The organism is Nocardiopsis dassonvillei (assembly GCF_964273065.1).
Taxonomy (GTDB): domain Bacteria; phylum Actinomycetota; class Actinomycetes; order Streptosporangiales; family Streptosporangiaceae; genus Nocardiopsis; species Nocardiopsis dassonvillei_B.
On record NZ_OZ186815.1, the window covers coordinates 5,612,521 to 5,625,924 of the forward strand.

The window sequence follows — 13,404 nt, forward strand, 5'->3', positions numbered from 1 at the left end:
CCCCGCGGGGGTGTGAGGCGCCGGCGGGGTTCTGCCGGCCCCGAGGGGGTGTCCGGGGAACGGGGATGTCCCCGTGGGGCCGAGGGTCCCCGCCCCCCGGGGCGCCGAACGCGGACCGGAGCGGAGCGGAGGTCCAAAAAACAGGGCCTAGTCGGTGAACAGCTCGGTGACCTGGACGATCTCCCGGGGCTCGCCCTCGGCGGCCTCCTCCTCGGAGAAGGTCACCTCCACGATCACCACCGGGCCCCAGGACAGGTAGTCGATGAAGTCGCGGCCGGTCAGCTCCCAGGTGCCGCGCCCCTCCTCGTCCAGGAAGACGTGGTCGGGGGCGGCGCAGAACTTGGCGCACAGGACCTCGGCCTCGGGGTCGATCACCGCGGTCCCGGGCTCCCCGGCCTCCTCCCACTGAGCCGCCCAGTCCTGGTGGGTGGGCACGCCCTGGCCCCGGACCGGCTCGTCGTCGCGGTCCACCGGGGTGAACACCCACGGCCCCTCCACGACGTTCTCCTGCTCGGCGGGGTCGAACCGGACCACCAGCGTCCGGGGCTCCTCCTGCGGAGAGGGACTGGGGGAGGCCTCCTCCAGCCCGGTGTCGGCCACCAGGGCCTCGTCGTCGGAGGTCCCCGCCAGCCGGGAGACCCCCCACACGCCCGCGCCCACCAGGGCCACGGCGAGCACCCCCGCGCCCACCACGACCGGCACCCTCGGGGACCGCTCCCGGGACGGGCGGCCCTCCAGGCGGATCACCCGGGGCACGCGCTGGGCCGGTTCGACCGCCCGCCACTCCCGTTCCATCAGGGCGGCCAGCTCCTCCCGGTCCGGCGGCCCCGCGCCCTCCCGGCCGTTCTCCCGCTGCCAGACGGCCAGCACCGACCCGATCACCTCGTGCAGGCTGGGCCGCGCCCCCGGCTCGGGGTCCAGGGCCCGGGACACCACCGGCACCAGCCCCTTGGGCAGCCCGGTCAGGTTGTGCTCGCCCGCCGCGGCGCGCGCGGCGATCTCCCCGGGCTCGCCGGGGCCGAAGGGCAGCCGCCCCGTGCCCGCGTAGGCGGTGACCGCGCCCCAGGAGAACACGTCGCCGGCAGGGGAGGCCTCCCCGCCGGCGAACCGCTCCGGGCTCAGCCAGGTCGCGCCCGTCCCGTCGGCGTCGGTGACGGCGCAGTCCATGATGTGCGGGCCGTGCGACTCCAGCAGCACCCGTTCGTGGTTCAGCGACCCGTGCGCCACGCCCCGGGCGTGCAGTGCGGACAGGCCCTCGGCCAGGCCCACGGCCAGCGCCAGGAGCTTGCCGGTACCCAGGCCGCCGCGCTTGGTCACCAGGTGGGAGAGCCGTTCCCCCTCCATGTACGGCATGGCCAGCCAGGGCCGGTCGGCCCGGGCGTCGAACGCGGAGGGGACCACCACGCGCGCCGGGTCCACCTGTGCCAGTGCGGTCAACCGCCGCACCAGCGCCTCGCGGTCCCCGACCGGGCTCCTGAGGACCTTCACGGCGACCAGCCGCTCGCCCGCGGTGGGCGACGCCGGGTCGACCGCGGCGTAGACCGTCCCGGACGCCCCCTGCCCCAGCCGCCCCAGGACGAGGTAGGGGCCTATCCGTGCCGGGTCGTCCGGATACAGCGGGGGGAGGTGTTCCGGTACCAGTACGGAGATCTCTCGAGGAGAACGAGGGCTCATGGTTGTCCTGTCGCGATGCTTCTGGGCCGACGTGGCGGTGGAGTGTCCCGACATCGTAGTGAAGATCCCGCTGCAGGGTCATTCTCCCGAATCCGGGGGGCGGAGTCGACGCCCGCGTCCTCCATCGGCCATCGGCCGCGGGCCGCCGACCGCGGAGCCGCGCACGGCGAGGCCCGCGCACGTCCGTCGGCCTGACGCGATATGGTCGGCCGGAACCCGTCGGTTCGGACGCCCCCACCCCGGAGCGCGGCCGACGGCGGGCGGCCCCCGGCGCACTCCGGCGCACGCGCGGGGGACCGCGTCGCACACAGGCCCTCGAAGTAACCCCTATCCGCTTTACGGAGCCCGCATGCTTACCGGAGGAGAGGTCGCCGCGCTCGTCGCCGCGGTGGTCTGGGCGGTGCTGGCCACGTTCATCTGCGTGGCGCTCGTCAAACTGATCAAGCTCATCAACGCCGCGACAGCGGTCGTCTCGGAGCTGGGCGACCGCACCCCGCCCCTGATGGACGACGTCGCCGCCACGGTCGAACGCGCCAACACCTCCCTGGAGCGGGTGGAGGAGATCACCGCCAACGCCCAGGCCACCAGCGAGGACGTGGCCACCATGACCGCGCTGACCCGCTCGGTGGTCACCGGCCCGCTCGTGAAGGCCGCCTCGCTGTCCTACGGGGTCCGCCGGGTGCTGGGACAGCGCCGGGCCCTGGCGGTCGTGCGCGGCCGCCGCCGGAAGGAGAACCGGTGATCAGGAGACTGCTCTACCTCGCCGCCGGCGCCGCCTTGGGCGGCTACGCCGTGCACCGCGTCCACCAGGCCCGCCGGGCCCTCACGCCGGGCGGCATCGCCGAGCGCGTGGAGGGCCGGGTCGGCGAGTACAAGGGTGCGCTGCGCGAGCTGAACGAGGACCTGGCCGCGGCCGTCCGCGACCAGGAGGAGGAGCTGCTGCGCGTCTACGCGCCCCGCCGCTCCCGCTCCCTGCCGCCCGGCGGCCGGGACGCCCTCCCCGAAGCCTGAGCCGGATCGGCGGACCGGGTGCGACCGTCTCCGCCCGGGCGTCCCACGACCTCCCGGGAACCCTCTCCGGGGAGCGGCTCCGGCTCCCCGCCCGCGTCCGGTTCCGGCGTCCCGCGCACGCCCGGCACGGACACCACCGTCCGGGCGCCGATGTTCACCCGTGCCGCGGTCGGCCCGCCGTCCGCCGCCGTCCCCACCGCCGCCGCCCGGGTCCGGCCGCCGCGGCGCCTCCCGGTGCCCGACGGCGATAGCCTTGGAACAACAGAGGTCCCGGCGTTGTCGTGAACAGGGCGGGACCGGGTCGGCCGTCCCCGCCGGGGGCGGTGCCGAGGACAGAACCGCAAGCACCCGCGTGGTCGTCCCCCTACCATTGGGCCACCGAACGACCACCCGCAACCAGGTCCCGGGCAGGGACGGGCCCGCCGAGGGCGGCGGAGCCGAGCACAGGAGGGCATCAATGGAGACGGCAGAGATCGCGCGCCGCTTCCTCAGTTTCTTCGAGAAGAACGGACACACCGTGGTGCCCTCGGCAAGCCTCATCGCCGAAGACCCCACGCTGCTGCTGGTGCCCGCAGGCATGGTCCCCTTCAAGCCCTACTTCCTGGGCCAGCGCACTCCGCCGTACGAGACCGCCACCAGCGTCCAGAAGTGCATCCGCACCAAGGACATCGAGGAGGTGGGCAAGACCTCCCGGCACGCCACCTTCTTCCAGATGCTCGGCAACTTCTCCTTCGGCGCCTACTTCAAGGAGCAGGCGATCCCGCTGGCGTGGGAGCTGGTCACCACCCCCGTCGAGCAGGGCGGCTTCGGCATCGACCCGGAGAAGCTCTGGGTCACCGTCTACCTCGACGACGACGAGGCCGCGGCGATCTGGCGCGACAAGGTGGGCGTGCGCCCCGAGCGCATCCAGCGGATGGGGATGGAGGAGAACTACTGGTCGATGGGCGTCCCCGGACCCTGCGGCCCCTGCTCCGAGATCTTCTACGACCGCGGCCCCGAGTACGGAGCCGAGGGCGGCCCCGAGGCGGACGAGAACCGCTACATCGAGATCTGGAACCTCGTCTTCATGCAGTACGAGCGGGGCGAGGGCGGCGACAAGTCCGGCTTCCCGATCCTCGGCGAGCTGCCCAAGAAGAACATCGACACCGGCATGGGCCTGGAGCGGCTGGCCGCCGTCCTGCAGGGCGTCGACAACATCTACGAGACCGACATCATCGGCCGCGTCCTGCAGCGCGCCGCCGAGCTGGCCGGGGTCCGCTACGGCGACGGCCACGAGCAGGACGTCCTGCTGCGCGTGGTCGCCGACCACGTCCGCAGCGCCGTCATGCTGGTCGGCGACGGCGTCAAGCCGGGCAACGAGAAGGCGGGCTACGTCCTGCGCCGCATCCTGCGCCGCTCCATCCGCAACATGCGCCTGCTCTCGGGCACCGACACCGCGTACATGCACGACCTCACCGCGGTCAGCATCGACGCGATGAAGGACATCTACCCCGACCTGCTCGACAAGGCCGACGTCATCCACGGTGTCATCGACACCGAGGAGGCGAACTTCGCCGACACCCTGCGCTCGGGCACCGCCCTGTTCACCCGCGCGGCCGAGCGCACCCGCCACGCGGGCGGCACCGTCTTCTCCGGTTCCGACGCCTTCCAGCTCCACGACACCTACGGCTTCCCCATCGACCTCACCCTGGAGATGGCGGCCGAGCAGGGCCTGACCGTGGACGAGACGGCCTTCCGCGAGCTGATGCAGCGGCAGAAGGACACCGCCAAGGCCGACGCCAAGGCCAAGAAGCTCGGCAACGCGGACATCTCCCTGTACGCGCAGCTGCTGGAGGGCGCGGGCGCCACCGACTTCCTCGGATACACCGACGTCCAGAGCGAGTCGGCGGTCCGCGGCATCGTGGTCGGCGGGGTCTCCTCGCCCGCCGCGCGCCAGGGCGAGAAGGTCGAGATCGTCCTGGACCGCACCCCGTTCTACGCCGAGAGCGGCGGCCAGCTGGCCGACACCGGCACCCTCACCGTCGACGGGCGTGCGATCGTCGACGTCGAGGACGTGCAGAAGCCCCTGCCGGGCCTGTTCGTCCACCGGGGCACCGTCCGCGCGGGCGAGATCACCGTGGACGACACCGTGCACGCCGCGATCGACACCGGCCGCCGCCACGCCATCGAGCGCTCCCACTCGGCGACCCACCTCATCCACTCGGCGCTGCGAAACTCGCTGGGCCCGTCGGCGGGCCAGGCCGGTTCGGAGAACAGCCCGGGCCGCCTGCGCTTCGACTTCACCGCCGACAACGCCCTGGGCGAGTCCCGGCTGTCCGAGGTCGAGGAGGAGGTCAACACCGTCCTGTCCGGCGACATCGCGGTGCGCACCGAGGAGAAGAGCCTCGACGAGGCCCTCAAGATGGGCGCCCTGGCCATGTTCGGCGAGAAGTACGGCGACCGCGTCCGCGTCGTGGAGATGAGCGACTACTCCGTCGAGCTGTGCGGCGGCACCCACGTGTCCTCCACGGCGCGGCTGGGCATCGTCAAGCTCCTGGGCGAGTCCTCCATCGGCTCCGGTGTGCGCCGGGTCGAGGCGGCGGTCGGCGTGGACGCATTCAAGCGCCTGTCCAAGGAGTCGGCGCTGGTCGGCCGCCTGTCCGACCAGCTCAAGGCCCCGCGCGAGGAACTGCCCGAGCGCATCGACTCGATCATCTCCCGGCTGCGCGCCGCCGAGAAGGAGATCGAGAAGATGCGCGCCGCGCAGGTCCTGCAGGCCGCGGGCTCCATCGCGGAGAAGGCCCGCCGCCACGGCCCCGCGCTGGTCGTGGCCGAGCAGGCCCCCGAGGGCACCGGCGGCGACGAGCTGCGCGCCCTGGCCGCCGACGTGCGCGGCCGCCTGGGCGAGGCCGAGCCCGCCGTGGTGGCGCTGACCTCCGTGCCCAAGGACCGCCCGGTCGTGGTCATCGCGGTCAACAAGGCGGCGCAGAAGGCCGGGATCAAGGCCGGCGACCTGGTGGGCGTGGCGGCCCGCGCGCTCGGCGGCGGTGGCGGCGGCAAGCCCGACATCGCCCAGGGCGGCGGCACCGACGCCGCCAGGGTCGACGAGGCCCTGCGGGCGGTGGAGGCCCGCGTCGCGGGTGCCTGACGCCTGACACCGGGTCCCCGCCGAACCTTCGCGCGGGACGGCGGGTCCGAGGCCGTGGGCCCGAGGACCCGCCGTGCCCCCGCCGGCCGTCGCGGGGATCCGCCGAGGACACCGCCGGGGCGGCGCCCCCATCCGGCCGCCGTCCCCGGCGTGGCCTTCACAACACGGGCGTGGTTACTCAGCGTGGTGTACATTGCCGGGTAACATCACGACCTGTGACGATCCGGACAGATGCGGTCGTCCGCGCACCCGGCCCAGGCCGTGCCCGGACGTTCACCGCCGTGACGGGGGATTCGGGTGACTTACACTCGGATTCGGCCCCCACGACCGCCCCGCGCCCCGTGCGGCGGCGGACCGGCCGTCCGGACCGCGGCCCTACGACCGCTCCGGGTGACCCAGGCTGCGTACAGTCATCGAATCGGGCATACTGTGGCGCGTCACAGCCGATCGCACGGCTGTCTGCGCGGAGTTCCCGCGATCCACCTGACGAACAGGACCACCGTGTCGAGGATTTTCCCATCGCGGTGCCGTACCCGTACCGGGACGGCCCGCCCGTGCCGCCTCCCCCGAGCAGGGGGGCGCTCCTCGTGAGGAACGGTGTGCGCCTGGCCGTCGACCCGGGCAACGCCCGTATCGGCGTGGCCGTCAGCGACCCCTCCGGCACGCTCGCCAGCCCGCTGGAGACGATCCCGCGCGGCAGGGGCGACAAGAACAGGATCGCCCTGCTGGTCCTGGAGCGGGAGGCGCGGGAGGTCGTCGTGGGTTACCCTGCCTCTCTGTCAGGAGAGGAGGGGCCGGCGGCCCGGTCGGCCCGGGAGTTCGCGACGGCGCTCGCCGGGCTCCTGCACCCCGTCCCCGTCCGCTTGGTCGACGAACGCCTCACCACGGTGACCGCGCAGGGACACCTGCTCTCCGGAGCCTCCTTCAGTAAGAAGGGCGCCAAGGGCGGTCGCGCCCGTCGAACGGTCATCGACCAGGCGGCGGCCACGGTCCTCCTCCAGAGCGCCTTGGACCAGGAACGGTCGACAGGCCGGCCCCCGGGCGAGATCGTCCGCTCCAGCCAGGGAGAATCATGAACGACAGGGATGACTACCCCGACGATCCCTCTCGTGGACGTGCCGACCGCGACAGCGGTCGCGACTACGACCCGCTGGGCGGCCCCGCCCCCGCGCGCGGCCGACGCGCCCGGCAGGAGGGCTCCCCGTGGGCCGAGCCCGGAGAGGCCGGCCCCCGGCGCCCGGGCCCCCCGACCGGTGAGTTCCGAACCCCCCGCTACGCCCCCCGCCCCGACCAGGAGTACGACCCGCTGAGCCCGGGCGCCTCGGCCCGCGGCCAGGAGCCCCCCGCCGGACCGCCGCGCCGCGGCGGTGCCGCCGACGCGCTGCGCGGCGGCCGCGCGGCGCGCTCCGGCGCCGGGCGCTCGCGGGACGCCGGCCCGGGCGGCCCCGGGGGTCCCGAGCGGCCGCCCGCCGCCGACCCCACCCAGGACGCGCTGGCGGCCCTGGCCGGGCTGGGCTCGCCCGCGGCTCCCGGCCCCTCCGCCGAGGACGAGCCGCGCCGCGCCCGCCGTGGGCGCACGCGGCCCGAACCCGACCCCGAGCCGCCCGCTCCCGCCGAGGACGAACCGCGTGCGGGCCGCCGCGCCCGCCGTGGCGGCACCGAGGAACCCCAGCGCCGCGGGCGCGGCCGCAAGCGAGGACGCCGCGACGAGGAGCCCGGCTTCCTGGACGACCTGCCCGCGGACACCGGCGCGTTCGACGCCGTCGCCTTCCCCGGCGTGAACAGCTCCGCCGACACCGGCGCGTTCGCCGCCCTGAGTGACGAGGACACGCGGCCGCGCCGCGCCCGCGGCGGGGACGACTCCGACACCGGCGCCTTCGACTCCACCCCGCGCCGGGGCCGCCGCCACCGCGGCGGCGCCGCCGAGGAGGCGTCCGAGCCCGTCGAGGAGCCCCGCCGTTCCGGCCGCCGCCGACGCGGCCCGGTGGAGGAGCCCCCCGCGGAAGGCGGCGCCTTCATCGCGGACGCCCCGCCCCGGGGCCGCCGCGCCCGCCGGGCCCAGGCCCCGCCCCAGGACGCGGGCTCCTACGACACGGGATCGTTCGGGGGGAGCGCCCGCGACACCGGCTCCTACGACACGGGCTCCTACGACACGGGATCGTTCGGGGGGAGCGCCCGCGACACCGGATCCCACGACGCGGGCTCCTACGACACCGGCTCCTACGAGACCGATGCGTTCGCCGACGGGCCGGCCGACACCTTCGCCGCTCCGGCCGAGGAGGAGGCGCGCCCGCGCTCCCGGCGCTCCCGCAGAGGAGGCGAACCGGACGAGGCCCCCCGTTCCCGGCGCCGCCGCGGTGCCGCCGCGGACGAGGAGCCCGAGGATGTGCCCGAAGCCGAGGACACCGGGTTCACCGACGGGGCCGACGACGAGGAGCCCGCCGGCCGCCGCGGTCGGGGCCGCGGCCGCCGTGCCGGCGGCACCCGGCGCGGGGGCCGCAAGCGCGGACGCCGCGAGGAGGAGCCCGAGGAGGAACCCCGGGAGGCCGCCGAGGCGGAGCCCGCGGACGACGACTACGACTACGAAGAACCGGCCCTGTCCGACATCGCCGAAGCCTACGGCGGCGGCCGCAGCAGTCGGAAGAAGGCCAAGGAGCTCAAACGCGCCCGCCTGGCCCAGCAGCAGCGCACGCCGGAGGGCCGCCGGGCCAAGCGGCGCGGCAAGGGCATGATGATCCTGCTCGTCCTGGCACTCATCGCCACCGTCGGCGGCGGCGGGTTCTTCGTGATGCGCACCTACGTCTTCCCCCCCGACTTCAACGGTGAGGGCAGCGGCGAGGTCGTCTACGTCATCCAGGAGAACCAGAGCGGGCTCAGCGTCGGCCAGGGCCTGACCGACCTGGGCGTGGTGGCCAGCCCCAGGGCGTTCACCAACGCCCTGGAGGACCTGCCGGAGGACGAGCTGGGCCAGGGCCTGGTCCCGGGCAGCTACTCCCTGGCCCTGGGCATGAGCGCCGACAACGCCGTGCGCGCCCTGCTGGACCCCGCCAACCGTCTGGGAGGCCGCGTCACCATCGCCGAGGGGCTGCGCAACGAGCAGGCCCTGGAGAAGCTCTCGGAGGAGACCGGGGTCCCCTACGAGGAGCTGGAGGAGGCCCACTCCCGTCCCGACGAACTCGGCCTGCCCGAGTACGCCGAGGGCGAGGCCGCGGGGTACCTGTTCCCCTCCACCTACATGTTCGACCCCGACACCGACGCGCTGACCATGCTCAGGACCATGGTCGGGCAGTTCAACACGACGGCCGAGGAACTCCGTCTGGAGGAGCGCGCCGAGGAGATGGGGTTCACCCCCGACGAGATCATGGCCGTCGCCTCCATCGTCCAGGCCGAGAGCGGCGGCGAGGAGGACATGCCCAAGGTCTCCCGGGTGATCTACAACCGCCTCGACATCGACATGAACCTCGGCATGGACAGCACCTGCTTCTACGCCATCGGCGAGTACGGCATCGCGCTCAACAACGACCAGCTCGCCGCCTGCGCCGCCGACACCAGCGGGTTCGACACCTACCACAAGCCGGGTCTGCCGCCGGGACCGTTCGTCGCACCGGGGGAGGACGCCATCGAGGCCGCGCTGGAGCCCGCGGAGGGCCCCTGGCTGTACTTCGTGGCCACCGACCCGGAGAACGGCGTCACCGAGTTCACCGACAGCGAGGCCGAGTTCGAGTTGCTCAAGCAGGAGTTCATGGAGAACTGGAGCGGCGGCTGATGCGTGCCGCGGTGCTGGGCTCGCCGATCGCCCACTCGCTCTCGCCGGTCCTGCACACCGCCGCCTACGCCGCGATGGGCCTGGACGACTGGTCCTACGGGCTGCACGAGTGCGGCGAGGAGGGGCTGGAGCCCTTCCTCGCCGGGCTCGGCCCGGAATGGGCCGGGCTGTCCCTGACCATGCCCCTCAAGCGGCGGGCGCTGGAGCTCGCCGACCGCGTCCAGGACCTGGCCGTCCGCGTCGGCGGTGCCAACACCCTGGTGCGCGGGGAGGCGGGCTGGACCGCCCACAACACCGACGTCGAGGGCATCGTCGCAGCCCTGGCCGAGGCGGGGGTGGACGCCCCCCGCAGCGCGGCCATCCTGGGCGCGGGCGCCACCGCGGCCTCGGCCCTGGCCGCCCTGCGCGCACTCGGGCTCACCGACCCGGTCACGGTCCTGGTCCGGGACGCCTCCCGGGCCGGTCCGGTGGCCGCCGCCGCAGAGCGGCTGGGGCACCGGATCGAGGTGGCCCCGCTGGCCGAGGCGGAACCCCACCTCGGCGTCGACCTCGTCGTCTCCTCCCTGCCCCCGGGGGCGGCCGACGGACTGGCCGAACCGCTGGCCGAGAGCGGCGCCGACCTGTTCGACGTGGTCTACGCCCCCTGGCCCACCACCGCCGCCCGGCGGGTCGCCGAGGCCGGCGGCCGGGTCGTGGGCGGCTTCCCCATGCTGCTGCACCAGGCCGTGGCCCAGGTCCGCCTGATGACGGGGCGGGAGCGGGTGCCGGTGGAGGCGATGCGCGCCGCGGGCGAGGCCGAGCTGGTCCGACGCGCCGCCGCCTGAACGGGGCGGACCCGGCCGGTCCGCCCGGCTGGTAACATGAGATATCGACTTGGTCCGGTGTGCCTGTCACACTGGAACCGCAAGCGGAGATGATCCTCCCACCCGTCGGGCCACGCCCGGGCGGGTTCACCGAGTCGGCCCGGTCCGGTGCGACAGCGACGGGACGCCGTGTACACGGCCCTGACCTGCACCCGGATCGTCGTGCCGTCCGCCGGATCTACCCCGCTTGCACACGCTGGCGGGGTTTTCGCTTTTCCAGGAGGACCCCGACGCGGTCGGTCCAACCGCTGGAGACGGGCGGGCCGACCCAGCAGGCCGTTCCAATCAGGGGCGGCCGGTCCCAGGTAATCCGAGAAAGCTAGGGAGGGGTCTCATCAGCGCCGAGCCCCGCATCAATGACCGCATCCGGGTGCCAGAGGTCCGCCTGGTCGGACCCAACGGCGAGCAGGTCGGAATCGTCTCCGTGCAGGACGCCCTGCGCCTCGCCCAGGAGTCGGACCTCGACCTCGTCGAGGTCGCGCCGACCGCGCGCCCGCCGGTCGCCAAGCTGATGGACTACGGCAAGTTCAAGTACGAGTCAGCGGTCAAGGCCCGCGAAGCCCGTAAGAACCAGTCGAACACGATCATCAAGGAGATCAAGCTCCGCCCGAAGATCGACCCGCACGACTACGAGACCAAGAAGGGTCACGTGGTGCGGTTCCTCAAGAGCGGGGACAAGGTCAAGGTGACGATCATGTTCCGTGGCCGCGAGCAGTCCCGTCCGGAGCTGGGCCGCCGCCTGCTGGCGCGGCTCGCCGAGGACGTCCAGGATCTTGGCACCGTGGAGTCGCAGCCCAAGCAGGACGGCCGCAACATGGTCATGGTGATCGGCCCGCACAAGCGGCGGTCCGAGCACAAGGCCGAGGCCCGCGCGGCCGCGGCGGGGGACAAGGCCCGCCGCCCGCAGGAGTCCGCCGAACAGGCTTAGCGGCTTCGGGGAAGTCCCCCACCGCCCGGCCACCGGAAGGGACCGGGTGGTGGGGTGGGCTGTGCTCGAACACCCCGGAAGCGTTGCGTTCCGGCGCTCAGGGATCCCGCCGTAGCGGCGGAAGAACCGTGTCGTCCTCGCCCCGTGCGCGGACCGACACGCCGACGGAGTAGGAGACGACGGCGACATGCCGAAGAACAAGACCCACAGTGGGGCCAAGGACCGCTTCAAGGTCACCGGCTCTGGCAAGATCATGCGCCGCCGTGCCAACAAGAACCACATCCTCGAGCACAAGACCTCCAAGCGCAAGCGCAAGCTGAGCAACGAGGCCGTGCTCGCCCCCGCGGACGCGAAGTTCATCAAGAAGCTTCTCGGCAAGTAGTCCGCGAACCTTCCCCTCCCACCGGAAGAGCCCCCGCGCCCACGGGCGGGGTGACGGCCGCCGGGCGGGACCATTCAGAAGCGAATCCGGTCGCCGGGCTCCTGGGAGCCGGGCCGGTCGGCGCGCCCCGCGCGCCGGAACACACAAGAGGGAGTCACAGTGGCACGCGTGAAGCGGGCTCTCAACGCCAAGAAGAAGCGCAAGGTCGTTCTCGACCGGGCGAGCGGCTACCGCGGTCAGCGTTCGCGCCTGTACCGCAAGGCCAAGGAGCAGATGCTCCACTCGATGACCTACGCCTACCGCGACCGCAAGGACCGCAAGGGCCAGTTCCGTCGTCTGTGGATCCAGCGGATCAACGCCGCCTCCCGCGCCAACGGCCTCACCTACAACCGCTTCATGCAGGGCCTGAAGCTGGCCGGTATCGAGGTCGACCGCCGCATGCTGGCCGAGCTGGCCGTCAACGACGAGGCCGCCTTCGCGGCCCTGGTGGAGACCGCCAAGAAGGCCCTGCCGGCCGAGGCCGCGGCCTGACCGGTTCCACACGGAGTCTGACGGGTAGAGCGATGGCGAGCCACGAGTTCACGAGTGTCCGGTCACCCAGGATCAAGGGGGTTCGGCGGCTCGCCAAACGCACCTTCCGCCAACGCGAGCGGCGCTTCCTCGCCGAGGGGCCGCAGGCCGTGCGCGAAGCACTGGCCGCCGCGGGCGGTGCCGGGCGGTCCCCCTACGGCGGGACCGCCCCCGGCGTCGTCGAGGTGTACGCCACGACCGAGGCCATGCAGCGCCACCTGGACCTGATGGACGCCGCCCAGACGGCGGGCGTCCCGGTCCACCGGGTCAGCCTCGACGTCATGACCGAGCTGGCCCAGACCGTCACCCCGCAGGGCGTCATCGCCGTCTGCGAGTTCGTCGACGTCCCCCTGGACAGGGTCGGGGACGTCCGGTTGGCGGCGGTCCTGTCCCACGTCCGCGATCCGGGCAACGCAGGGACGGTACTGCGCACCGCCGACGCCGCCGGAGCCGACGTGGTCATCTTCACCGACGCCTCGGTGGACCCCTACAACGGCAAGTGCGTGCGGGCGTCCGCCGGAAGCCTGTTCCACCTGCCGATCGTGGTGGGCGTCCCGGTGGCGGGCGCGATCGACTTCCTGCGCGGGCGCGGCGCCCGGGTCTGGGCCGCCGACGGCGGCGGGCCGCGGGACCTGCACGGGGTCGCCGACGGCGGGGACCTGGACGGCCCGGTCGGCTGGGTCTTCGGCAACGAGGCCTGGGGCCTGCCGGAGGAGACCGTCCGCCTGACGGACGGCGCGGTCAGCGTCCCCATCTACGGCGGGGCCGAGAGCCTGAACCTGGCGACGGCCGCGGCGGTGTGCCTGTACACCACCGCGCGCCAGCAGCGGCGCGCCTGAGGGGCCCGCGCGGGGATTTCCGACACGGACCCGCCGTCCGCATTGGCAAATGCACGTGCACGGGGCCCCGGTGCCGATAGGGTCTGAGCGGGATCACGGTGGCGCCCCCCGATGCGCCCCCCGCCCCCGACGTGGGCGGAGATCCCTGTTCAAGAGGCGTACCGGACAGAGGTGCCGGGTAGATCTGCGGTGGTGGTCGCGGATGCCGGCGCCATCGGTCGGCGGCGCGCGGGTGCAGAGGCCC

At 73.7% G+C, this 13,404-nt stretch carries 11 protein-coding genes; 10 read left to right on the plus strand and 1 reads right to left on the minus strand.

The window, feature by feature from the left end; all coding sequences use genetic code 11:
• Positions 1–147 precede the first annotated feature (147 nt).
• Positions 148–1,674, minus strand: a complete 1,527-nt coding sequence (locus tag ACSUPR_RS25110; protein WP_436887177.1) for a serine/threonine protein kinase — start codon at positions 1,672–1,674, stop codon at positions 148–150.
• Positions 1,675–2,023: 349 nt separating this feature from the next.
• Here ACSUPR_RS25110 and ACSUPR_RS25115 point away from each other — a divergent pair, with 349 nt between their 5' ends.
• The 10 genes from ACSUPR_RS25115 (at position 2,024) to ACSUPR_RS25160 (ending at position 13,160) form a co-directional block, all read left to right on the plus strand.
• Positions 2,024–2,416, plus strand: coding sequence for a DUF948 domain-containing protein (locus ACSUPR_RS25115; RefSeq protein ID WP_436887178.1), 393 nt, complete (start codon positions 2,024–2,026; stop codon positions 2,414–2,416).
• Complete coding sequence (locus ACSUPR_RS25120; protein ID WP_436887179.1) at positions 2,413–2,685, plus strand: hypothetical protein; 273 nt, start codon at positions 2,413–2,415, stop codon at positions 2,683–2,685. The genes ACSUPR_RS25115 and ACSUPR_RS25120 overlap by 4 nt, the downstream gene beginning before the upstream one ends.
• A gap of 457 nt (positions 2,686–3,142) precedes the next feature.
• On the plus strand, positions 3,143–5,812 hold the full coding sequence (alaS, locus tag ACSUPR_RS25125; protein ID WP_436887180.1) for an alanine--tRNA ligase: 2,670 nt from the start codon (positions 3,143–3,145) through the stop codon (positions 5,810–5,812).
• A 587-nt stretch (positions 5,813–6,399) separates the two neighbouring features.
• Positions 6,400–6,888, plus strand: coding sequence for a Holliday junction resolvase RuvX (gene ruvX, locus ACSUPR_RS25130; RefSeq protein ID WP_436887181.1), 489 nt, complete (start codon positions 6,400–6,402; stop codon positions 6,886–6,888).
• Positions 6,885–9,578, plus strand: a complete 2,694-nt coding sequence (mltG, locus tag ACSUPR_RS25135; protein ID WP_436887182.1) for an endolytic transglycosylase MltG — start codon at positions 6,885–6,887, stop codon at positions 9,576–9,578. The genes ruvX and mltG overlap by 4 nt, the downstream gene beginning before the upstream one ends.
• Positions 9,578–10,402, plus strand: coding sequence for a shikimate dehydrogenase (locus ACSUPR_RS25140; protein ID WP_436887183.1), 825 nt, complete (start codon positions 9,578–9,580; stop codon positions 10,400–10,402). Before mltG ends, ACSUPR_RS25140 begins: the two co-directional genes overlap by 1 nt.
• Positions 10,403–10,811: 409 nt before the next feature.
• Positions 10,812–11,369, plus strand: coding sequence for a translation initiation factor IF-3 (gene infC, locus ACSUPR_RS25145; RefSeq protein WP_245833529.1), 558 nt, complete (start codon positions 10,812–10,814; stop codon positions 11,367–11,369).
• 187 nt (positions 11,370–11,556) lie between these two features.
• The gene (gene rpmI / locus ACSUPR_RS25150; protein WP_073384074.1) at positions 11,557–11,751 is read left to right on the plus strand and encodes a 50S ribosomal protein L35; all 195 of its coding nucleotides are present in this window, start codon (positions 11,557–11,559) and stop codon (positions 11,749–11,751) included.
• Between the two features lie 159 nt (positions 11,752–11,910).
• Positions 11,911–12,282 (plus strand): 50S ribosomal protein L20, encoded by a 372-nt coding sequence (gene rplT, locus ACSUPR_RS25155; RefSeq protein ID WP_436887184.1) that lies wholly within the window; start codon positions 11,911–11,913, stop codon positions 12,280–12,282.
• Positions 12,283–12,314: 32 nt separating this feature from the next.
• Positions 12,315–13,160: a TrmH family RNA methyltransferase gene (locus ACSUPR_RS25160; protein ID WP_436887185.1), complete on the plus strand. Its 846-nt coding sequence runs from the start codon at positions 12,315–12,317 to the stop codon at positions 13,158–13,160.
• Positions 13,161–13,404: the final 244 nt, after the last annotated feature.

Bases quoted from the DNA above. Each gene is read 5' to 3' on its own strand.
- ACSUPR_RS25110 (WP_436887177.1), bottom strand. From the start codon at position 1,674: ATGAGCCCTCGTTCTCCTCGAGAGATCTCCGTACTGGTACCGGAACAC.
- ACSUPR_RS25115 (WP_436887178.1), top strand. From the start codon at position 2,024: ATGCTTACCGGAGGAGAGGTCGCCGCGCTCGTCGCCGCGGTGGTCTGG.
- alaS (WP_436887180.1), top strand. From the start codon at position 3,143: ATGGAGACGGCAGAGATCGCGCGCCGCTTCCTCAGTTTCTTCGAGAAG.
- mltG (WP_436887182.1), top strand. From the start codon at position 6,885: ATGAACGACAGGGATGACTACCCCGACGATCCCTCTCGTGGACGTGCC.
- ACSUPR_RS25140 (WP_436887183.1), top strand. From the start codon at position 9,578: ATGCGTGCCGCGGTGCTGGGCTCGCCGATCGCCCACTCGCTCTCGCCG.
- rpmI (WP_073384074.1), top strand. From the start codon at position 11,557: ATGCCGAAGAACAAGACCCACAGTGGGGCCAAGGACCGCTTCAAGGTC.
- ACSUPR_RS25160 (WP_436887185.1), top strand. From the start codon at position 12,315: ATGGCGAGCCACGAGTTCACGAGTGTCCGGTCACCCAGGATCAAGGGG.